We start from the raw sequence: 22,408 nt of genomic DNA on the forward strand, positions 1-22,408 counted from the left end.
TCTACTTTAGATCAAAATAATAACAATTTTATTTGCCTTTTCCTCTAAATTAGACACCCCTTGCTTATTTCCTTAATCACTATCTTTGCCGCAAGAAATCAAATACCTTATGATTGCACCGATTGAAGGTTTTTCCAAGCTTAGCAAAGAAGCTAAAATTAGTTGGATTGCCAAACATTACACCCATAATTCTGAGCAGACGCTTAAATTATTACAACAGTACTGGAACAAGGACGAGCAGCTACAAAAGTTGCACGACGAGTTTATAGAAAATACGATTACCAACTTTTACCTCCCTTTTGGTATTGCCCCAAACTTTTTAATCAACGACCGTTTATACGCCATACCAATGGCCATAGAAGAAAGTTCGGTAGTGGCCGCGGCCAGTAAGGCTGCCAAATTTTGGTTGACTCGTGGCGGATTTAAAACGACCATTATAGGAACAGAAAAGGTAGGACAGGTTCATTTTATGTATACGGGCGATGCTGATAAATTATCGCAATTTTTCTTGGCCTTAAAACCAAAACTTTTGGCCAATGTAGCTTCCATTACCAAAAACATGGAAAAGCGTGGCGGTGGTATTAGCGCCATTGAACTAAGGAACAAAACAGCGGAATTAGATCATTACTATCAACTGCACTGCACCTTTGAAACCATGAATGCCATGGGGGCCAATTTTATAAACTCCTGTTTAGAGGTTTTTGCAAAAACGCTAAAGTCCGAGGCCCAAAATCACCCTGCTTTTTCCGATCAGGAAAAGGACATAGAGATTGTGATGAGCATTCTTTCTAACAACGTCCCCAATTGTGTGGTTCGTGCAGAAGTAAGCTGTGCTGTTAGCGATTTAAAACCCCAAGATGCTGTCTCTTCCCTAGAGTTTGCACAAAAAATGGTTCGCGCCGTTAATATTGCCAAGGTAGAACCCTTTAGGGCCGTTACCCACAACAAGGGTATTATGAACGGCATAGATGCCGTTGTTTTGGCCACTGGGAACGATTTTAGAGCTATAGAAGCTGGCGCGCATGCATATGCCAGTAAGGACGGAAAATATACGAGTCTAACGCATGCCAGTATTGAAGATGATCAATTCAAATTTTGGATAGAAATACCATTAGCTATCGGTACTGTAGGCGGACTCACGAATTTACACCCTTTAGTAAAGGTGGCATTAGAGATATTGCAAAACCCAACGGCCAAGGAACTGATGGAAATTGTTGCCGTTGCGGGATTGGCACAAAATTTTGCTGCCGTAAAATCTTTGGTAACAACAGGCATACAACAAGGGCATATGAAAATGCACCTGTTAAACATTTTAAACCAATTGGGAGCCACTGAAGCCGAAAAGCTAACATTGGTACACCATTTTAAAAAGAACACTGCATCGCATAGCGCTGTCGTAACCGCTTTTGAGGCCTTGAGAAATAACCTATGAAAACAGAATTTTACAGTAACGGAAAATTATTGATCACCGGGGAGTATGCCGTTTTAGACGGAGCCGAAAGCTTGGCCATCCCCACTATTTATGGCCAGTCCTTGGGGTTAAAACAAATTGAGGAGCCGCTACTTGCTTGGCGAAGCCTAGATGAAAAAGGAAATGTTTGGTTTCAGGGAGTATTTGAATTAGAAACGCTAGCATTATCGCCCAAGGAATCTGATTACAGCTTTTCTACGGCAAGTTCCTATAATGACACAGTTTCTGAGGAAAAAATAGCTATTGCCACCACTTTGTCAAACATACTTAAAGAAGCCAGAAACTTAAATCCGGATTTTTTAGCCCAACAGCAAGGATATGAGGTCACCACCTCATTAAATTTCCCCCGAAATTGGGGCTTAGGGACATCATCTACCTTAATTAATAATATAGCTAGTTGGGCCAATGTAAATGCCTATAGCTTGCTTTGGAATTCTTTTTCTGGCAGTGGATATGATATTGCTTGTGCCCAGCACCACTCACCTATTACGTATAAACTAACGGACAATAAACCTCAAGTAAAACAAGTTTCTTTTAACCCCTCGTATAAAAACAGTCTTTATTTTGTTTACTTAAATCAAAAACAAAATAGCAGGGAAGGCATTGCAGCATACAAGAGCAAGGATTTCAATAAAATAGGACTCCTATCAAAGATCAATAATTTCACGCAGCGTGTATTAACGGCTAGCAGTCTATCTCAGTTTGAGAAATTATTAAAAAAACACGAAGAAGCCATTAGTGAGGTTTTAGAAATTACCCCCATCAAAGAACGTTTGTTCCCCGATTTTAAAGGTGCCATTAAAAGTTTGGGCGCTTGGGGCGGCGATTTTATTTTGGTAACCGGAAATAAAAACACGCCGGATTATTTTAAAAACAAAGGGTATTCTATTGTGATTCCCTACTCTAAAATGGTAAAGTAATTGTTGCCTAGAGTTTTGCAATCCTGCAAAAGACTATCATTCAGCAATACTAAAAGTACAAAACAAAAAAAACCTTCCAAACGGAAGGTTTTTTTTGTTTGATACAATATGGATAAACTAGTAAAAACTAGGTCTTTTATCTTCGATAGTAGCAGCTTCTTTTAAGGCGTTATACACAGAAAAAGTTATTCTACCTTCTTCCGCAGCCCTTAAGTTATTGGCATAGGTACTATAGTTGTCTAATTTAGGAGCTTCCTCCTTTTTGGTAACAGTAACCATATACACTCCAGTCTGCCCTTCAATTAAACCTGAAGTAGCTCCTTGCTCCAAGGCAAATGCCTTTCCAACCACCATAGGCTCCGATCCAGCACCAGGGATAGTAGGTGTTTTCATGGTCAAGGCAGTTGCAGTAGATGGAACTACATTATAGCTACTTGCAAAATCTTCCATAGACTTTCCTTTGCTTGCGCTTATAATTTGAGCAGCCTTTTTCTCTTTTCTGATCTTAGGCAAAACCAAGGCAGAAGCATCTTCTACGCTCATTAAACCTTCTTTGTAGGCAGCGGTTACTTGCACCACTACATATCCGTTATTAACATTGAATCTTTTAATATCTCCGATATTAGTCTCTTCATTAAAAGCCCATTGTACAATAGCACGTTGCGCTCCCAAGCCTGGTAGATTTTCATCCAATTCCTTAATTTTGTTTACTGGTCGTACTACAAAATTATTTTCCTTGGCCAATTCTGGCAATGACTTTCCTTCAGTCGTTTCCATTTCAAATTTGGTCGCTTCCGTAAATAAGGCATTGATGGTTTCCTCAGAAGGCTCAATTTCTCTTGCCAGGGTAGCGATTTGAACAACATCTTGTTTATCATCGATCTTTACAACGTGAAAACCATAATCGGTTTCTACCAATCCGATACTTCCCTTAGAATTCTTAAAGGCAAAATCGTTAAAAGCTTCTACCATCATTCCTTCTTGGAAGAACCCTAAATCTCCACCTCTTGGTGCAGACGGTCCATCGGAATTGTCTCTTGCCAATTGGGCAAAAACGGCATCTTTTCCTTTGGCTTCTGCCAATAATTCTTTAGCTTTTTTCTCGGCTTCCTCTTTAGATCTCGTAACTTCTGGACTTGCAGATTGCGCCCCAGCATAAGAAATAAGGATATGGCTAGCTTTTACAGCTCCGTCAGCCTTTTTCGCCATCATTTTAGAAATCTTGAAAAAGTCTCCATCGCGATAAGGACCATATATACTTCCTATAGACAACGCCATTAGAGTATCGGCAAATTTTGCAGACAGTTCATTTTTTGCCTTATAGATAGTATCGAATTTAATATCTGAATTACGGTCTAAAAAGGCAGCTATATCAGTAGTATTTGAGAATCCTTGAAGGGTTTCATTGGCATCTTTCTGAGCATTGTACACCTCTGTATCGTTTAACAGAGCAGTAATTTCTTCGTTTACAGCATTCTCATCTTTCAAGGATGCTTTTTCTTCGAAGTATACGAACTGTATGTCTCTAGATTTTTCTTGCTTAAATTCTTCTTTATGGTTTTCCAAGTATTTTTGAATTTCCTTTTTGGATACTTGAACAGTAGAATCGGCAATAGTAGTGTATGGTACACGGACATATTTAACATCTACCTTATCATTGGCCAGTTTATATTCCAATTCACCTTCTTTTAAAGTAGCTCCTAAACCAGCTCTAATAAGGTTAAAATAAGTTTGCTCTTTTGCATTTTGAATAATTGCAGCTTCATCTTGCAACCACATGTTATAACGAGCAGGATTATTAGCTTTCCAATCTGCTACAGCTCCTCTAAATACATTTTCATCAAACACTCCGTTCGAATTATGGAACTCCGGGTTCTGAACATAATTAGGAATAGTTTTTACATAGTTGATAATTTGATCTTGTTCAATTTCAATCCCTAAATCCTCAAACTGCTGAGCCAACAAAAGGCTTCTCACCTCGTTTTCCCAAACTTGGTTCACCACTTGTAATGAAGAAGCGTTAGGCCCTGCCATTCTAGACATATTCTCTACCTGTCTTCTAAATTGATCGATTGAAACTTCTTCGCCATTAACTTCTGCGATAGAAGAACCAACTTTTCCGCCTCCCATGCCTCCATTACTAAACACCCCCGATATAACAAAGGCGAACAATGCCAAACCTATAATTAAAATCAAAACGGTGGTTCGTTTTCTTATACTTTCTAAAACTGCCATTATATAAAATGTTTAAATATGGTGGCCAAATTACCACTTTCTTTTTAAATATTAAAAACTAAAAAAAATCAAAATTTTTGACGTATCAGCCTTAGTCCCTTTTACCTATCTCTAAGGAAACCAAATCTATTTTGTTACTAGAAACCTCCAAGACCACAAAGAGAAAATCATCTATTCTTATTTCGGAATCCTTTTCTGGAATTTCACCGGTTTCATTCATTATCAGCCCGCCCAATGTTTCGTATTCGTCACTTTCTGGCAGCTCTAAATTATAATGTTCATTTACATAATCGACCTCTAAACGGCCCGAAAACTTATACATGTTTTCGCTTATTTGCTCTTCGAACAAATCTTGCGTATCGTGCTCATCTTCAATCTCTCCAAACAACTCTTCAACAATATCCTCAACCGTCATCACTCCAGATGTACCCCCGTATTCATCTAACACAACGGCGATACTTTTTCGCTTCTTTGTAAGCACATTTAATATATCGTTGATCAGCATTGTTTCTGGAACAAACTCTACTGGCAGCAGGATGCTTTTAATGGTCTTGGGTTTTTTAAACAGCTCATAAGAATGTACATATCCGATTATATTATCGATGGTATCCTTAAAGACCAAAATTTTAGAAAAACCCGTTTCGGTAAAAAGTTTAGCCAGATTTTTTGGCGTCTCGTGCAATTCTACCGCAGCGATCTCTGTTCTGGGCACCATCACTTCTCTTGCTTTTACCGCGGAAAACTCCAGTGCATTTTGGAAAATTTGTATTTCAGAATCTATAACATCTTCCTTTTCTACCGTTTCCATCTGTTCGGTTATATAGTCTCCCAGTTCTATTTTACTAAAGGCCAAGGGAACTTTATCTCCATTGGTCTTAAAAAGAACCCTCAGAATAAAATCTGACACCCATATAATAAAATTGGATATTACCGAGAAAATCACATAGAAAAAATAAGCCGGAATTGCCAATAACCGCAATAAGGTATTGCTATATATCTGAAACAATACCTTTGGCAAAAACTCTGCCGTCAATAATATTACAATGGTCGATATTACCGTTTGGGCCACTAGACTAAAATCGGTTACTAAAAGACGCAGAAAGGAATTAGATCCCGTCTCCATTCCCTGAAACCAATTCATTAACAACTCTCCCATATAGAGCCCGTACACCACCAAGGCAATATTATTACCTATAAGCATGGTTGCAATAAACTTTGATGGCTTTTTAGTAAGCAAGGTCAATACCTTGGCTAAATAGCCATCTTGCTTCTTTTCTATTTCTATATGGATTTTATTAGCGGAAATAAAGGCTATTTCCATTCCCGAAAAGAAGGCAGAAAACAAAAGGGATAAAACAATAATAACGATGTCGGTGTCCAAAATTATTGTTTGTTATTTTTTTGACGATTTTCGAACTTTTTACGGTACGATTTTTTAAAAATAAACATCCCAATAGAAATCACTGCAAAGAATACAAACAAATAAGCGCGATCCCTATCTACGTTCCACTCCTCCCAAATGGTAAACAAAGAAACGACAGCTACTGCTAAATACAAATATTCGGTATATCTTAAAACTTTAATCATAATTACTCCTCTTTTATACTCATTAACCCATAGGTTCTATGGGCATTAAAAAAACTCAGATCTCTATTAAAATCCATTCCCTCCCCATCCATAACGGTTCCATCTTCTGGATTGGTAAATGTAAATTTCTCTTGGGTAAAAATCCATTCATTGGCTCTATCCCAATACAGTTGAGGGCTCTCTAACCTTTTACCATCACTGGTCTCAATAATGACATTTCCTTGCAAATCTATTAAATTAGTCTTGGAATAAATAATACCATAATCGGCAGAGATCGTACTTTTTTCACCTTTTTCATCAAAAAACTCTACCAACAATCCCTTTGGGAACGTTAGGTAAGGAAACTCCAAATTGTCAAAATCGTTACACAAGGGGCTCTTTAACACTACCACCACCCTCGATTGCCGTCTTGCTTCCTTATTATCTATTTCCTCTTTGTCATCGGTTTCGGTAGAGGTCAGGACAAAGTCCTGTGCAACCCCGGAGGGGTATATTTTTTTAACGGCCTCATCACCTACTCTTTTATAGGTATCGGTACATGAGGAAAAAAACAAAGCCATAGAAATAACTATGGCAATGTTTAAAAATATATTTGAATAAGATTTTTTCATCTTATAGGCTTGGTACTTTTACGCTACCACCTACCCAACATGGAAAAGACAATGTTTTACCTGCCATCCCAGAGTTAAAAACATCTGTTTTAGAAGGAGCTTTCGCTGCATAACTTGCTGCGGCTTGGGCAGATTTTCCGCTCAAAGAAGGGTCTACACGACCTGCTTGGCGAGCGATATCCTCGGCCTTCCAATAAATAGCTCTTTTCTCAAAGGCAGTATTACCACAATCGTTGGCACTATTGGCATATAAACTTGCAATTAACAAATAGGCCTTTCCGTTAGAAGGGTTGGCATCCAACGCTTTTTGCGCATAGTTTCTAGAAGCCGATTTATTTCGATTTCTGTAGCTAGTAGCAATTTTTAGCGCAATGTTCGATTTTTTTCTAGAATCGGTTTCCAATTCCAAAGCCTTGTTAAAATCGGCCATAGCACCTTTGGTATCTCCAGCGTTATTTTTTAAGGTACCACCGTACATATAAGCACTGGCAGAAGGCTCCAAAGCCAATTGGGCTTCGAACAATTTCTTAAACAATGGATCTTCTGTACATTCCTTGCTAAACATTCTGCTTACCGCTCTTTTTACCCAAGCGATATCGCCTTTTTTAGCATCGTAGTTCTTTTGGTATAAAGGAATCAGGTTTTCACAGTTCGCCAAAGCTCCCAACTTACTATCGATACTCTCGGAAATTTTACCGTAGCTTTCAGAATAGCTAGTGTAAGAAGACAATTGTCTTTTCTCCTTAGAGGTTAGCGTTCCAGCATCTTCTTTTGGCAATAATTTATTGATCCCTGCCGTAAACGTATCGTTTTCCTCTTCGATTTTTTCAGTAATAATGTCATACTTCTCAAAAACCTCTTCCAATTCCTTTTTTCCCTCACTGTTCAAATCGACCAAACTAGAGAAATATAGGTAAAGGGCTTTAGGGTTTTTAAAGTTAGCTTTATCCTCATTAAAAGCCTTATCCAAGCTGCTGTAGATTTCCTCGTTGGAAATCATTTTATTATCGTACTTCAACAACACCTTATCAATAGCTACTCCTGCTACTGTATTTTTCGCTGGGTAATACTTTGCGCTCTTATCGAAAAGCTCCATCAAAGCATTAATATTTGCTTCTTTCTCAGCTCCTTCAGATTTTTCGATCCTATCTTTAAGAATACGTTCTCCATAAAGGAAGTTTGCCCAGTTTAGAGCAGGACAGTTATCATACACCATTTTCCAAGGAGTATAGGCAGCCTCATAATTCTTAACCTTTACATGTTCGGTATAAATTGAGAGGTTGGTCATACACTCCGGATTTTGTGCCTGTGCATTCCCTAAACCAACAACCCCCATGATGGCAATTGCTGCGATGTAGAGTTTCTTTTTCATAGTATATTTTTTTAAGGTGGTTAAAGTAATAATTTTAATTTAATTAATTTTTCTTTTTTTGAACCATTCCGTATCGCTCAACGAAAGACCTAAATTAACTTTGAAGTAATTCTCCTCGATTAAATCTCCTGCTTTGGTTCCTCTTTTCCCGAGTTCGAATCCTAAGTTAATATTGGAAAAGGTTCGTCCCAATGGTAACCCTAGTCCAAAAGTTATGCCAAAATCATTAATTTCTTTATTATCTACTACCATACCACTATTTGATATTTTAGCACCTGCCCTATACACTACTCTATTGAAATAACCAGAAAAGGCAGAATAGTTAGGTATATAGTACCCCCCAACTCTAATAACCTGAGCGTCTTGATACTCTAAGTTGCTAGACGGCGACAGTTCATTTTCAAAGGAACTCAGTTGTTGAAAGCTGTATTCAGCGCCAAGGAACCAGTTCATATCCTTTCCAAACCCTAAACCTATGTTTGTAGTTGTAGGGATTTGCACGCCAGTTCTAGCCAAGCCTTGTGCTTCCAGGTCTACTGTACGGACTTCCACATCCATACCGTTAGCGGTAGAATACGAGCCAAAAGTTTTTTCGTTTTCCGACACCAAATTTGCCTGTGTATTTACTGACACACTAGTAAAAAGCGTATATTTTTCTTTAATCTTAGGGGTATACATGGCCCCAAAATTAAAATCGAAACCTTCAATCCTAGAGGATACTTTTGAAAAAGAGCCCAATTGAACATTTTCTATGGTCTGAAAACTCTGAGCACTCTGTTTTCCGAAATTATAATTAGAGGTAATCCCCAAACTAAAATTCTTAAACAATTCGTATCCAATGGACAGGTATGCCCTATTAAGGCCCCCATCTCCGGAGTAAGAATTCGTAACGGCAGCATCATTGGCACCGGTACGGGTAGACACAAATCTATATCCTACCGAAGAATACGGCATTATACCAAATCCCATCCCAAATCCTTTTCCTAGGCTCCATCCAAGGGACAGGTAATCTAGTGTAGAATTCGAAGCATTTTCACGCACCCCATTACCTTTAAAACTGGTCTCCTTTCGAGAGATCCCTGCGGTGTAGGTTGTTAATCCCAATCCGCTATAAGCAGCAGGGTTTCTTAAGTTTAAGTGTATACTATCAGCATAAACACTTATTCCGCCCATCATTTGATTTTCCACTGTACCAGCGAATTTCAAATCCCCTATACCGAAATAAGAATATGGAGAAGACGTACTGTTCTGAGCATATATGCTAACTGAAGTTAGACATAAAATTGCAATTACAAAGTTTTTGATCATCTAGCGTTTGTTGTATTCTAGCAAATGATTTAACCCCAATAGGAGAAATTTAGAATGCGCAAATATGGTATTTTTTACTCGTTCTGACAAAAATTGAGCGTCTCCTCCCGTAAAAATTACTGTTAAATTTAAAAATCGCTGTTTATATTGGGTTATAACGCCATCTATTTCATTACAAATACCATTGACCACTCCGCTATGCATGCTCGACTCAGTAGAATTCCCGATAAAATCATTAAATCCGCCTTTTTCCAACAGCGGAAGTTTTGAGGTTTGCTGGTGCATGGCCCGATACCTCATGGCAACCCCTGGCGAAATGGCACCGCCTAAATATTCGCCGTAATCGTTCACCATGTCATAGGTAAGGCAAGTACCCGCATCTATAACCAAGGTATTCCCCGCGGGATTAAAATAAAATGCAGCTGCGGCCAGTGCCATCCTATCTACGCCCAGTGTTTGGGGAGAGGCATAAGAATTTTTAAAAGGCACTTTACTTTTGTGCGACAACACGTGAACTTTGCAAAAAACACAAAGCATTGCAATTTCCTTTTCACTCAAAAACCCCACGGAAGAAACAATAGCATGGCTAATTTGTGGGTAGGCCTTAAAAGTTTCTTTACTTTTTTTACAGAAATCTTCAAGGGCAAAAACTTGAAAAGAAACCTCTTTAGTTTTCTCAAAAACAGCGAGTTTCACAAAAGTATTTCCGGCATCAACAACTAAATTCATGTTACAAAGATTATAAATCAATAAAAAATAAACACCTTTTTTATGATTTTTATTTGCACATAAGAAAATTGCCCCTATCTTTGCACCCGCTTACAGCAAGTAAGGTGCCTTAGCTCAGTTGGTAGAGCAATGGACTGAAAATCCATGTGTCCCTGGTTCGATTCCTGGAGGCACCACCTTAAAAGCCTCGTTTTTACGAGGCTTTTTTTATTTTACACCTTTCCTGATACCCCAGCCATTTCACTTTTACCGAGGTTTTCCGTTCATGGAAAAAGAATCATATTCTTACAATAAGTTGTATTTAATGTGACGGGGCATAGTTTTAAATTAGCTGCAGGGAAGATTTTCAATTTTAACATTTTCACCTGAAAAAAAATTGTTTTAGACTATTTTCTCCGATTATTTGCATATTTAAAAATACCCATTATCTTTGCACCCGCTTACAGCAAGTAAGGTGCCTTAGCTCAGTTGGTAGAGCAATGGACTGAAAATCCATGTGTCCCTGGTTCGATTCCTGGAGGCACCACCTTAAAAGCCTCGTTTTTACGAGGCTTTTTTCATTTTACACCTTTCCTATTGGCCTGAAAGACGGTGCAAAGCTTCATATTATATAAGTATGGACGTTCCCCAATGGGGTCGCTCTTTACGCTGTATCTTTTTTAAAGGTCCCATGGCCCACTAAAAAAGGATGCCACTGCAAAAGGAACGCACGGAAAATACAACGATTTGCCCTTGGAGTAAGGGGCCAGCTGTAGCGTTGGAATTGGCTGCAGACATTTTCAATTAGCAATAAACACTGTAAAAGTGGTCTATAGTATTCAGGCATGGACAGCCGCGTTAGGGACCGCGGCGGCATCCCCGCAGCATAGCAAGGGATACAGCCAAGGGCCCGCCCGACGAAGGAGGGAACGCCCAAATAAAAAAACCACCTATAAGGTATATAGACCTGATACTTCCTACTAACGATATCCGAAACGCAGCAGTTGTGGAAACAAAACTAGGACGCTGACACAAAATCTTTTCAATACCGTATATTTGTGTATAAAGTTGCCCTAAATGAGATTTTTACTTCATATACTTACTTGTTTTCTCTGTATTTATAGTACTTACGGACAAAGGAGTATCGCAACAACTCTAGCAAAACTCAATTCAAATAGCGTTCCTTATATACAGGCCGAAACCCTGAACAATAGCGATGATTTTGTGCTTTTAGACGCTAGGACCCAAACAGAATTTCAAGTGAGCCATCTTAAAGATGCCCTTTGGGTAGGCCACAAAAAAAATCGGTTAAAAGAAATCCTTCTTCAATTTACGGATAAAAATACCCCCATGGTGGTGTATTGCTCTATTGGCGTACGATCCGAAAAATTAGGCGAAAAGCTTATGGCAAAAGGCTATTCGAAGGTCTATAATTTGTACGGCGGTATTTTTCTATGGAAAAATTTAGGGCTTGCCGTGTATGACCCACAAGGCCAAGAAACCAATAAAGTACATGCCTATAACAAGCATTGGGGCAGCTTTTTGACGAATGCAGATAAAATATATTAAGATAAAAATGCTTCTTATTAATGACAGAAAAAGAAAACTTGCTCTTGATTTTTACCCGCAATCCAGAGTTAGGAAAATGCAAAACAAGATTAGCGGCCACCATTGGCGATAAGCCTGCACTAGCTATTTATACGTTTTTACTGCGCCATACCCAAACCATCACTACTCCCTTAAGCGCTACCAAAACGGTATATTATTCCGAAAGCATTTGGGAAAACGATATTTGGGACCCTACTATTTATAAAAAGAGACTGCAGGAGGGTGAAGACCTGGGACAACGTATGAGCAATGCTTTTAGGGACGGTTTTGCGCAGGGTTATAAAAAAATCGTTATTATTGGGAGTGATATGTACGATTTAAGTACCGATAATTTAGCCCATGCCTTTGCGTCGTTGGACAAGGACGATTTTGTAGTTGGCCCGGCCATAGACGGCGGGTACTACTTATTGGGAATGACCCGTTATACGCCATCTCTTTTTGAGAACAAAGCATGGGGAAGCTCATCGGTTTTAAAAGACACATTGGACGATATTAAAGGGGAGCGCATTTGTTTATTGCCTCCCAAGAACGACATTGATTATTATGAGGATCTTAAGGGCATTGACGCTTTTGATCCTTTTTTAAAAAAATAATATTATATGCTAGAAAAACAATTAAAAGAATCTAAAGAGTACTTAATAGGCAAAGGATTTGACGCCCCCGAAATAGGCGTTGTTTTGGGTACAGGTTTGGGCAAGCTTGCCGATGAAATAGAAAACCCCATAGAGGCCCATTACAACCATATCCCTTTTTTCCCGTTGGCCACGGTAGAATTTCACTCGGGGAAATTAATATACGGGACCTATGAAGGCAAAAAAATAGTGGTCATGCATGGTCGTTTTCATTTTTATGAAGGCTACGATTTACAAGATGTCACCTATCCTATTAGGGTAATGCATCAGCTAGGCATAAAAAAACTCTTTATTTCCAATGCTTCCGGAGCCATCAACCTCAACTTTAAAAAAGGCGAGCTAATGCTGATCGAAGACCATATCAACTTACAGGGAGGATCTCCTTTAGCCTTTAAAAATGTCGCCAAACACGGTAGCCGCTTTACAGATATGTGCGAACCCTATGATGTTTCGATGCGCAAACGCTTGATTGAAATTGCGGAAAAAGAAAATATTAGCCTGCAAAAAGGAGTATATGTTTCGGTTGTTGGACCTCAATTGGAAACCAAGGCCGAATACAGAATGTTAAAAATCATTGGTGCCGATGCCGTAGGAATGAGTACCGTCCCGGAAGTTATCGTGGCAAACCATCTGCAATTGCCAGTAGTGGCCATTTCCGTGCTAACGGACGAATGCGATCCTGACAATTTAAAACCTGTTAATATTTCAGAAATTATACAGATCGCGGAAAGTACCGAGCCAAAAATGATTACCTTATTTAGGGAACTTATAAGAACCCTTTAAAATTTACCAATCCCGAAAGGGAACAGGCTGATTTTCGTATTCCGAAATATCAATCTTAAAACAACAGATATATGAGCTATTTAGACGCCACCAATGATTTATATAGAGAAGCTGCCCTGACCCCAGATGTTGGGCTATGTTGCACCACCAATCCTATTTGGCAGTTTCCGGGACTATCGATTCCTAAAATAATGCAAGAGATGAACTACGGCTGCGGCAGTACGGTCTCTGCCCAAGACCTGGTTAACAACCCTAAGGTATTGTATGTAGGTGTCGGCGGAGGCATGGAACTATTACAGTTCTCCTATTTTTCTAGGCAAAAAGGAGGGGTTACCGGGGTAGATGTCGTAGACGAAATGCTAGAAGCCTCGAAAAAGAACTTTAAAATCGCCGAAGAAGAAAACGATTGGTTTAAGAGCGAGTACATAAACCTTGTGAAAGGCGACGCCCTTAATCTACCTATTGCCGATGCCAGTATAGATGTGGCTGCACAGAATTGTTTGTTCAATATTTTTAAGGCCGAGGACCTTAAGAAAGCCGTAGCAGAAATGTACCGCGTATTAAAACCCCATGGCCGCTTGGTGATGAGCGACCCTACTTGCGAGCAGCCTATGAACGAGGCTTTAAGGAACGATGATCGGCTTAGAGCCTTGTGCCTAAGCGGCAGTATACCTATTAAGGACTATATTAAGGTACTGACCGATGCCGGTTTTGGCACTATTGAAGTACGCGCAAGAAAATCGTACCGGGTTTTATCTCCCAACCACTATCCAACGGACGAATTGATCTTTATAGAATCTATAGAAATTGCCGCCATTAAGGATCCAATGCCAAAAGACGGGCCTTGTATTTTTACCGGAAAAACGGCCATTTATTATGGAGACGAAGAATACTTTGACGATAAAAACGGTCATGTATTAATGCAAAACCAACCTTTGGCGGTTTGCGACAAAACAGCTTCGGCCCTACAAGAATCGAATAGCCAGATCCATATTAGCGATAGCACTTGGCACTATAATGGTGGCGGATGCTGCTAATGTAGTTTTGCGATGTAAGGAATAAAACACCTTATATACTACTATAGAGTAAGATAATATGAGATCCCATGCAACGAATAGCAGCAGTATTAGTTTTTATTTTTTTCGTTAGTGCCACCCCACATCCTATTAGTTATGGGAAGCTGCCTAATGAAAGGCTTGAACAACAAGTACCGCTAGACCATTCTGCATGGGATCTTTTGCTTAAAAAATATGTCGATGCGGCGGGCAATGTAGCCTATGAGAAGTTTGCTGCCGACTCCCCTGCCCTAGCGCAATATTTGTCTTATCTGACCAAGAACGCCCCCCTGGAAAGCTGGACAAGACAGGAAAAACTCGCCTATTACATCAATCTATACAATGCGGCAACGGTAAAGCTTATTTTAGACCATTACCCTCTTAAAAGTATCAAGGAGCTCAAAAGCCCATGGGGCAGCAAAGTGGTACCTCTTGGGAAGGACAAAATATCCTTGGGCCATTTGGAACACCGAATCTTGCGGAAGATGGACGATCCAAGGATACATTTTGCCATTAATTGTGCCTCCTACTCCTGCCCCAAATTACTGAACGAAGCTTTTATTTCCGCCACTATAGATACCCAACTGAACAAGGCCGCCCGGGATTTCATCAACGATCCCTCAAGGAATCAACTTTCGGGCCCTGAGGTATCCCTGTCACAAATTTTTAATTGGTACAAAAAAGATTTTACCAAAGATGGTAGTCTAATAGCATATATTAACCGCTATAGCAGCAAAGTACTACCCTCGGACACAAAATTTAGCTATCTAAAATACAATTGGGCCTTAAATGAAAAACAATAACCAAAAAACCATCAGTATTATTATTCCTGTTTTAAACGAGGAAAAGCACCTGGGCAGATTAATCGGTTATCTAAAGGCCAATAGCCATAAAGAAAACATCGAAGAAATTATGATCATCGATGGCGGAAGTGATGACCAAAGTGCATCTATTGCCATGGAAATGGGCGTTCGTTTATTACAGTCCGAAAAAGGCAGAGCCAAACAAATGAACCATGGGGCAAAACACGCTTTGGGAGATATCCTTTATTTTTTACATGTCGATACTTTTCCACCAAACAACTTTGATCAGCACATCCTAAAGGAAGTCGACCAAGGCTATGAAACTGGTTGTTTTAGGATGGTTTTTGATAGCCGACATTGGTTTCTGCGTTTTTTTGCCTTCCTTTCTCGGTTAAACCTAAAAATTTGTCGCGGGGGAGATCAATCCCTTTTTATCAGCAAAGCGTTATTTAAAAGCGCCAAAGGATTTAATGAGCAGTATATAATTTATGAAGACAGTGAATTTATTGGTCGATTATACCAAATGACGACCTTTAAAGTGATTCCGCAAAACGTCACCACCTCGGCCCGTAAGTACCGTCAAATCGGATTATTAAGATTGCAGTATCATTTTGGAGTAATCCATTTAAAAAATATGTTTGGGGCGGGTCCGGATAAATTATACGATTACTACAGACGAAAAATTGTTTCTTAGGCGATAGCTTTAAAACCCTACAGCAGTCCTAGCAATATCCATATGCTCATAGGCCGTATATTTCAGGGGCCAAAATCTGCTGCTTATCTATTTAGTAACCGTCACTCATTTCTATTTTCTCCTTTTGATCTTACCTTATCAATATGCTTTATAATATTCCTGTATCAGTTTTTCTGCCGGTTTGTTCTGAGGAGTAAAACGGTTGTCCGTAGGCCCGCCTACCCTATCGTGGGCGATAAACCACTTCCACAAGAAGCCACCTGCAAACCAATCTTCTTGCCAGAACTCCTGAAAAATAGCCGTGATGGCATTTACTTGCCCCTCTAGGTTTACCGCTGCTTCCTTATGTTCGGTATGCCATGGTTTTTCTGCAGCATAATCGGTACTCCTATACCCATATTCCGTAAAAAGCACTTGCCTGTCGGTAATTTTGGCCAGGGTTTCGATTTGTTTTTTATGGGGCTGCCATTGTTTTCGCAAGCTACTTACATCGGGTGTCTTGGCCTCCGACAAAGGAAAATAAGCATCTACCCCTATAAAGTCTAGGGATTCCCAGAAGGGTGTTTCGGAATATTCGTTCCAATTGGCCGCATAGGTCAATTTTCCTTTATACCTTTTTCTAATTCCCTTTATCAGGCTTTCCCAATACTGTGGCCTATGCTGCACAAATAGTTGCAATTCGGTACCGATACAAAATATTTCCGTACCGGTCCTTTCTGCCAGTTCCGCATTGCTCAGGATAAATTTGGAATAGGAAGCTTCCAAGGCCTTCCAATCGGCCTCGGTTTTCATTGCTAAAGTACCTGTGAACTGCCCTCTAGCAATCCACAGTTGTGGTTTTAACATCACCCGAACCCCATTTTTATGGAGGGTGTTTATATACTGTTCAGCGCCCTTTATAGTTTCTCCATACCACTGCCTTTCTGTATCGAAAATAATTTCGGGCGACTCTTTATCCCTTATAAAACCAAAGGGCATTACGGCTGCAAAATTGGCGTGAACCCTAAGCACTGGTTTAATATGTTCTAAACGCACCTCTTCCCTGGCCGCTACAAAACTAAGGCCGTTTATTTTTTCCATGGCCTTATTGGAGCAACCTAGCAGGCATACGCAAATTAAAAGTATTCCAATGCTGCGCATTTTATATCATATTTAGTTCTTAGAACAGTTCTTTAACTTTATTTTCCCAAAAAGTAAAATGGCAGCAGGTATATTTGACCTAGAAATCTAGACCTATTTAATAGCCGACACCCTAAAATTGTTTTATTGTCTCTAAATTACGGTTTAAAATTAAGTTTCTAACTTTATTAGCGACCCATACACTAGAAGTATACACCTATGGAACATATTGTTATTATTGGTAATGGTATTGCAGGCATTACTGCGGCGCGACATATCCGAAAACAGTCCGATAAAAAAATCACGGTGATCTCCTCAGAATCCGACCATTTTTTTTCTCGTACGGCATTAATGTACGTGTACATGGGACATATGAAGTTCGATCATCTTAAGCCTTATGAAGATTGGTTTTGGAAAAAAAACAGGATCGCCCTGATCAATGGCCTCGTAGTTCGTGTAGACATTAGCAACAATACCATACACCTTCAGGATTCCCAGGAGGTCCCTTATGACAAATTAATCATCGCCACTGGTTCTAAGACCAGTAAATATGGGTGGCCAGGACAGGATTTACTAGGTGTTCAAGGCCTATATTCCAAGCAAGACCTAGAAACTATGGAAGCCTTGGCCCCCAACAAGGAAATTTGCACCAGGGCCGTAATTGTTGGAGGGGGCCTAATAGGGATCGAAATGGCCGAAATGCTTCGTTCTAGAGATATTCCTGTTACTTTTTTAGTGCGGGAAGACAGCTATTGGAGCAATGTACTGCCTCTGGGCGAATCGCAAATGATTAACGAGCATATTTTGGAACATCATATAGATTTACGGCTAAGCACCAATCTTGTATCCATAATCCCTGATGAATTTGGCAGGGTAAAAGCTGTTACCACAGATAATGGGGAAACCATTGCCTGCAATTTTGTAGGCCTTGCTCCCGGGGTTACCCCTAATATAGATTTCCTAAAAGATTCTGGAATAACCCTGGGCAAAGGAGTAAAGGTCAACCAGTTTCTAGAGACCAATATTCCCAATATTTATGCCATTGGGGATTGTGCAGAGCAGCACCAGGCTATTGGCAACCGAAGGGCTATAGAGGCCGTTTGGTATACCGGTAGAATGATGGGCGAGGTAGTTGCCCAGACAGTTTGCGGCAATAAAATGCCGTACAATCCGGGGCATTGGTTTAATTCTGCCAAATTTCTCGATATAGAATACCAAACCTATGGTTGGGTTCATGGCAATAAAGGGAAGCCAGCAGAGGAGACCCATTTTCATTGGAGACATGAGAAGGAAAAGATATGTATTACCATGGCCTTTCATAAAGACAGTAAACAATTTTTAGGGATCAATACCTTTGGCATTCGAATGAGGCACGATGTCATAGATCGTTGGCTGACCGAGAAACGAGCTATAGACCACGTCCTTATTCACTTAAAAGACGCCAACTTTGACCCAGAGTTTTATAAGTCCTACGAAGCTGCCATCATTTCTAGCTATAATAAGGAATATAACACTTCGCTTAGGCCAAAAAAGAAAAGCTGGAAACGCATTTTTAGCAACGCATAAAACACCATCATGAAAACGATACAAAACATAGGTCTATTCATATTTTTACTTGGCCTAACCATATTCTCCCTCCTGCCTTTTGTTGGTTCCTTTGAACTTTCCAAAACCACTTTGGACACCATAGCCCAGGAAAAAAATATAAACAGTGAGATATTTCTAGACAAGCTTCACTCTACGGTGGTTGGAAAGGAATTTTCTGGTTTGCTCTCCTTATCGCCCAAAATTGCTACCAACTTAGAGCAGGCGAATGCTTATCACCGCAAAAACAAGGAGTACAATAAAGTTATTTATACTAGTGCCCACGATTTGACGGCGCTTATCGCAAAAAAGTCTGCCAATGGTTTTATTGTTGACAACAAAGGCCTTATGTGGTGGCTCACCTTTGGTTTAGGAATCATCGGGGCCTTACTATTTATACTGCCAAATGTGATTCTATTGGGAAAAAAAGGCATTAAAAACAATGGCATCTATCTGCAAAACGCTACCAATAGGGGCTGGATTGCCTGGATGGTATTTGTTTTTTTGGTCACCTTTTATCTGGTATTATACTTCCGTCCACAATTTGCAGTTAACTGGACATTCTTGGTAGACCCTATCAGCTTTTCCTTAAGCGGCAATGAAGCTGGCCACTGGTTTGTGTACGGTTTTATGTATTGCACGGTGATGACGGTCATGGCGGTCCGAATGTATATTAAGTACAGACATAATGCGTACCAGATGTTACGGACGACCTCCGTTTTATTTTTTCAAATTGTATTTGCCTTCCTTATCCCGGAAATAATGGTACGTCTACAGATGCCTTATTATGATTTTAAAAACATCTTCCCCTTAGATTACGATTTCTTTTTTCAATGGAATTTAAAATCTCTGATCGCCAGCGGTGGTATAGGCTTGTTTATTTTGGGTTGGGGTATTGCCCTAAGCCTGATCGCTGTCCCCATGATGGTCTATTTTTTTGGCAAGCGCTGGTATTGTTCTTGGGTCTGTGGTTGTGGCGGATTGGCCGAAACATTGGGAGATCCGTACCGTCAGCATTCCAGTAAATCCTTATTTTCATGGCGAGTAGAGCGCTGGTTGGTACATTTGGTATTGGTTTTTGTGGTAGGTATGACCTTAATGACCCTATACAGTTTCTTTACTGGCAGCGGCACTGTTTTGGGTATAAGGACTCAAAGTGTGCAGAATGTGTACGGGCTGGCCATAGGCGCTATTTTCGCGGGGGTCATCGGCACGGGATTTTATCCCATTTTTGGAAACCGCGTATGGTGCCGATTTGGATGTCCTTTGGCAGCCTATTTAGGATTAGTACAACGCTTTAAATCGCGATTCAGAATTACCACCAATGGAGGCCAGTGTATTTCCTGTGGCAATTGCTCTACTTATTGCGAGCAGGGTATAGACGTACGTGCCTATGCACAAAAAGGAGAAAACATCATAAGATCGAGCTGTGTGGGCTGCGGTATTTGTGCTGCTGTTTGTCCCCGTGGTGTTTTAAAATTGGAAAACGGCCCTGAAAAAGGAAGAATAAATCCGACCGAAATACTCTTGGGCAACGACGTAGATTTAATGGATCTCTTAAACAAAAAATAGGCGGTTAAGGCAATATAAATTTACCTATCCCATCCAAGGAATTAGCCTTGTTAAAAAACATAGGATTTTCTGTAGAACTTTTATCAAAAAAGTATCTATCGAACAAACTATTTATACCTTTGCCGCATGAAAAATAACAATCCCCAATCTTAAATGACGGATATTAGAGTCATAATTCCGGCATATAATGAATCAGATTCCATTGCCAAGGTAATTAAGGATATTCCCGATTTTGTTAGCGAAGTAATTGTAGTCAACAATAATTCTACCGATAACACCGCAATAAATGCCAAAGGAGCAGGCGCGACGGTACTTACAGAAAATAAAAGAGGATATGGCTATGCCTGCTTATGCGGTATGAACTATATTTCGGAACAGTCTAGTTCTCCCGATATTATTGTATTTATGGATGGAGATTATTCTGACTACCCAGAAGAACTTTCCAAACTTATAGCCCCAATTCTAAAGGACGACATTGATTTTGTCATTGGAGCAAGAACCAAAGAATTACGGGAAGCAGGCTCAATGACCCCACAGCAGGTGTTTGGCAACGCTTTAGCTACTACCCTAATGAAATGGATGTTCAACGCCACCTACACCGACCTAGGGCCTTTTAGAGCCATTAAATACCAAAAGCTCTTGGCTTTAAACATGGAAGACAAGACCTATGGGTGGACTGTAGAAATGCAGTTAAAAGCTTTAAGAAATAAATTTACATACACCGAAGTACCAGTACGTTACAAAAAAAGAATTGGGGTCTCAAAAGTATCAGGAACCATAAAAGGAACTATATTTGCAGGCGCAAAAATCCTAAGTTGGATATTTAAATACAGTATAAAATAAAAATGGAACTAACAATTACTTATATCATTATTACTATCTATAGCATTTCTTTAATGCTGATCTTCTTTTACAGCCTAGCTCAGTTAAACCTTTTGGTTAACTACTTGGGCAACAAAAGAAAAAATCTGGAGGCTCCGAAATACAATCTTCTTGATCCTAAAGAGATTCCTTTTGTCACCATTCAGCTTCCTATATTCAACGAAGAGTATGTTGTGGAACGCTTATTGGACAATATTGCAAAAATAGAATACCCTTCCAATAAACTGGAAATCCAGGTTTTGGACGATTCTACGGACGATTCGGTTTTAGATACCGCCAAACGTATTGAAGCCTTACAAGCTACCGGATTGGATATTACCCATATCAGAAGAACCAATAGACAAGGATACAAGGCGGGCGCCTTAAAGGAAGGCTTAAAAATTGCAAAGGGCGATTTCATAGCTATTTTTGATGCCGATTTTTTACCCGATGGAGATTGGTTAAAGAAAACCGTCATCTATTTTAAAGATCAAGAGATCGGAGTGGTACAGACCCGTTGGGGCCATATTAACAGAGATTACTCTACCCTGACCCGTATCCAAGCTTTTGCCTTGGACGCACATTTTACCTTGGAACAGGTAGGAAGAAATGCAAAAGGTCATTTTATTAACTTTAATGGTACCGCAGGTATCTGGAGAAAGGAATGTATTCTGGATGCTGGAAACTGGGAGGGCGACACCTTAACGGAGGATTTGGACCTTAGCTACAGAGCACAATTAAAGAATTGGAAATTTAAATATTTAGAAGACGTAGAAACTCCAGCTGAACTTCCAGTTGTAATCAGTGCTGCGCGTTCTCAACAGTTCCGATGGAATAAAGGTGGGGCCGAAAACTTTAGAAAAACAGTGTGGAAGGTTATTACCTCTAAGAACATTTCCTTTAAGACCAAGTTCCACGGAGTAATGCACTTGCTTAACAGCTCTATGTTCCTTTGTGTTTTTATAGTAGCGGTCTTAAGTATTCCGATGCTATATATAAAAAATATTTTTGGTCACTTGGCATGGATCTTTGAAGCCACTAGTTTCTTTATCGTTAGTACCGTGATCTTATTCGTATGTTATTGGTTTACTTATAAGAGCATACAAGGAAGTAGCTTTGAGAAATTCATAGATTACATAAAGCTGTTCTTTACATTTTTCTCGGTAGCCCTCGGATTTTCATTGCACAACTCCATGGCCGTTATCGAAGGCCATATGGGTAAACGCAGTGAATTTGTAAGAACCCCTAAATTCAACATCAATAATTTAACCGATACTTGGAAGGGCAACAAATACTTGGCTAAAAAGCTTTCGCCAAACATGATCTTAGAGGCCGCATTAATGATTTATTTCCTATTTGGAATGTATAGCGCCATCCCTTTGAACGACTTTGGACTTTTTCCGTTCCACTTTATGTTGTTCCTAGGTTTTGGTTTTGTATTTTTCAAATCGCTTACTTCAAAAGCCTAAACATGGCTTTGTAAGA

At 39.7% G+C, this 22,408-nt stretch carries 20 protein-coding genes and 2 tRNA genes; 14 read left to right on the top strand and 8 right to left on the bottom strand.

The genetic code is table 11. The annotated features are described in order from the left end of the window. Nucleotides 1-97 precede the first annotated feature (97 nt). Both HCG49_RS05790 and HCG49_RS05795 read left to right on the top strand, forming a co-directional pair. Complete coding sequence (locus tag HCG49_RS05790) at nucleotides 98-1,432, top strand: hydroxymethylglutaryl-CoA reductase, degradative (protein ID WP_317167458.1); 1,335 nt, start codon at nucleotides 98-100, stop codon at nucleotides 1,430-1,432. After that, entirely contained in the window at nucleotides 1,429-2,391 is a 963-nt protein-coding gene (locus HCG49_RS05795; protein ID WP_168468596.1) for a GYDIA family GHMP kinase, read from the top strand. The genes HCG49_RS05790 and HCG49_RS05795 overlap by 4 nt, the downstream gene beginning before the upstream one ends. Nucleotides 2,392-2,508: 117 nt before the next feature. On the opposite strand, the gene HCG49_RS05800 is transcribed toward HCG49_RS05795, so the two are convergent. The 7 genes from HCG49_RS05800 to HCG49_RS05830 form a co-directional block, all read right to left on the bottom strand. Continuing rightward, the gene (locus tag HCG49_RS05800) at nucleotides 2,509-4,626 is read right to left on the bottom strand and encodes a peptidylprolyl isomerase (protein ID WP_168468597.1); all 2,118 of its coding nucleotides are present in this window, start codon (nucleotides 4,624-4,626) and stop codon (nucleotides 2,509-2,511) included. A gap of 91 nt (nucleotides 4,627-4,717) precedes the next feature. After that, on the bottom strand, nucleotides 4,718-6,007 hold the full coding sequence (locus HCG49_RS05805; protein WP_168468598.1) for a hemolysin family protein: 1,290 nt from the start codon (nucleotides 6,005-6,007) through the stop codon (nucleotides 4,718-4,720). A 2-nt stretch (nucleotides 6,008-6,009) separates the two neighbouring features. Beyond that, entirely contained in the window at nucleotides 6,010-6,213 is a 204-nt protein-coding gene (locus HCG49_RS05810; RefSeq protein ID WP_168468599.1) for a hypothetical protein, read from the bottom strand. A 2-nt stretch (nucleotides 6,214-6,215) separates the two neighbouring features. Beyond that, on the bottom strand, nucleotides 6,216-6,824 hold the full coding sequence (lptC, locus tag HCG49_RS05815) for an LPS export ABC transporter periplasmic protein LptC (protein WP_168468600.1): 609 nt from the start codon (nucleotides 6,822-6,824) through the stop codon (nucleotides 6,216-6,218). 1 nt (nucleotide 6,825) lies between these two features. Further along, on the bottom strand, nucleotides 6,826-8,196 hold the full coding sequence (locus HCG49_RS05820) for a tetratricopeptide repeat protein (protein WP_168468601.1): 1,371 nt from the start codon (nucleotides 8,194-8,196) through the stop codon (nucleotides 6,826-6,828). Nucleotides 8,197-8,235: 39 nt separating this feature from the next. Beyond that, nucleotides 8,236-9,504 (bottom strand): hypothetical protein, encoded by a 1,269-nt coding sequence (locus HCG49_RS05825; protein ID WP_168468602.1) that lies wholly within the window; start codon nucleotides 9,502-9,504, stop codon nucleotides 8,236-8,238. Beyond that, nucleotides 9,505-10,233 (bottom strand): type III pantothenate kinase, encoded by a 729-nt coding sequence (locus tag HCG49_RS05830; protein ID WP_168468603.1) that lies wholly within the window; start codon nucleotides 10,231-10,233, stop codon nucleotides 9,505-9,507. A gap of 103 nt (nucleotides 10,234-10,336) precedes the next feature. Between HCG49_RS05830 and HCG49_RS05835 the strand changes: the two genes are divergently transcribed. The 8 genes from HCG49_RS05835 (at nucleotide 10,337) to HCG49_RS05870 (ending at nucleotide 15,787) form a co-directional block, all read left to right on the top strand. After that, nucleotides 10,337-10,409: transfer RNA gene (locus HCG49_RS05835), tRNA-Phe, on the top strand. A gap of 277 nt (nucleotides 10,410-10,686) precedes the next feature. Beyond that, nucleotides 10,687-10,759: transfer RNA gene (locus tag HCG49_RS05840), tRNA-Phe, on the top strand. A 530-nt stretch (nucleotides 10,760-11,289) separates the two neighbouring features. Further along, nucleotides 11,290-11,781, top strand: a complete 492-nt coding sequence (locus tag HCG49_RS05845; protein ID WP_168468604.1) for a rhodanese-like domain-containing protein — start codon at nucleotides 11,290-11,292, stop codon at nucleotides 11,779-11,781. Between the two features lie 20 nt (nucleotides 11,782-11,801). Further along, nucleotides 11,802-12,413: a TIGR04282 family arsenosugar biosynthesis glycosyltransferase gene (locus HCG49_RS05850; protein ID WP_168468605.1), complete on the top strand. Its 612-nt coding sequence runs from the start codon at nucleotides 11,802-11,804 to the stop codon at nucleotides 12,411-12,413. A 6-nt stretch (nucleotides 12,414-12,419) separates the two neighbouring features. Continuing rightward, the gene (locus HCG49_RS05855) at nucleotides 12,420-13,235 is read left to right on the top strand and encodes a purine-nucleoside phosphorylase (RefSeq protein ID WP_168468606.1); all 816 of its coding nucleotides are present in this window, start codon (nucleotides 12,420-12,422) and stop codon (nucleotides 13,233-13,235) included. Nucleotides 13,236-13,306: 71 nt separating this feature from the next. After that, nucleotides 13,307-14,272, top strand: coding sequence for an arsenosugar biosynthesis arsenite methyltransferase ArsM (gene arsM / locus HCG49_RS05860; RefSeq protein WP_168468607.1), 966 nt, complete (start codon nucleotides 13,307-13,309; stop codon nucleotides 14,270-14,272). Between the two features lie 68 nt (nucleotides 14,273-14,340). Next, nucleotides 14,341-15,093: a DUF547 domain-containing protein gene (locus HCG49_RS05865; protein ID WP_168468608.1), complete on the top strand. Its 753-nt coding sequence runs from the start codon at nucleotides 14,341-14,343 to the stop codon at nucleotides 15,091-15,093. Continuing rightward, the gene (locus HCG49_RS05870; RefSeq protein ID WP_168468609.1) at nucleotides 15,080-15,787 is read left to right on the top strand and encodes a TIGR04283 family arsenosugar biosynthesis glycosyltransferase; all 708 of its coding nucleotides are present in this window, start codon (nucleotides 15,080-15,082) and stop codon (nucleotides 15,785-15,787) included. Before HCG49_RS05865 ends, HCG49_RS05870 begins: the two co-directional genes overlap by 14 nt. A 138-nt stretch (nucleotides 15,788-15,925) precedes the next feature. Here HCG49_RS05870 and HCG49_RS05875 read toward each other — a convergent pair whose 3' ends face one another. Then, nucleotides 15,926-16,927 (bottom strand): glycoside hydrolase family 113, encoded by a 1,002-nt coding sequence (locus HCG49_RS05875; protein WP_168468610.1) that lies wholly within the window; start codon nucleotides 16,925-16,927, stop codon nucleotides 15,926-15,928. Between the two features lie 198 nt (nucleotides 16,928-17,125). On the opposite strand from HCG49_RS05875, the gene HCG49_RS05880 reads away from it, so the two are divergent. The 4 genes from HCG49_RS05880 to HCG49_RS05895 all read left to right on the top strand — a co-directional run bounded on the left by HCG49_RS05880 (nucleotide 17,126) and on the right by HCG49_RS05895 (nucleotide 22,392). After that, nucleotides 17,126-18,472: an NAD(P)/FAD-dependent oxidoreductase gene (locus tag HCG49_RS05880; protein ID WP_168468611.1), complete on the top strand. Its 1,347-nt coding sequence runs from the start codon at nucleotides 17,126-17,128 to the stop codon at nucleotides 18,470-18,472. 9 nt (nucleotides 18,473-18,481) lie between these two features. Next, nucleotides 18,482-20,062 (top strand): 4Fe-4S binding protein, encoded by a 1,581-nt coding sequence (locus HCG49_RS05885; RefSeq protein WP_168468612.1) that lies wholly within the window; start codon nucleotides 18,482-18,484, stop codon nucleotides 20,060-20,062. Between the two features lie 153 nt (nucleotides 20,063-20,215). Beyond that, complete coding sequence (locus HCG49_RS05890) at nucleotides 20,216-20,905, top strand: glycosyltransferase family 2 protein (protein ID WP_168468613.1); 690 nt, start codon at nucleotides 20,216-20,218, stop codon at nucleotides 20,903-20,905. A 2-nt stretch (nucleotides 20,906-20,907) separates the two neighbouring features. Then, complete coding sequence (locus tag HCG49_RS05895) at nucleotides 20,908-22,392, top strand: cellulose synthase family protein (RefSeq protein ID WP_168468614.1); 1,485 nt, start codon at nucleotides 20,908-20,910, stop codon at nucleotides 22,390-22,392. Nucleotides 22,393-22,408: the final 16 nt, after the last annotated feature.

The sequence above is a fragment of the Arenibacter sp. 6A1 genome, assembly GCF_012272855.1.
Classification (GTDB): domain Bacteria; phylum Bacteroidota; class Bacteroidia; order Flavobacteriales; family Flavobacteriaceae; genus Arenibacter.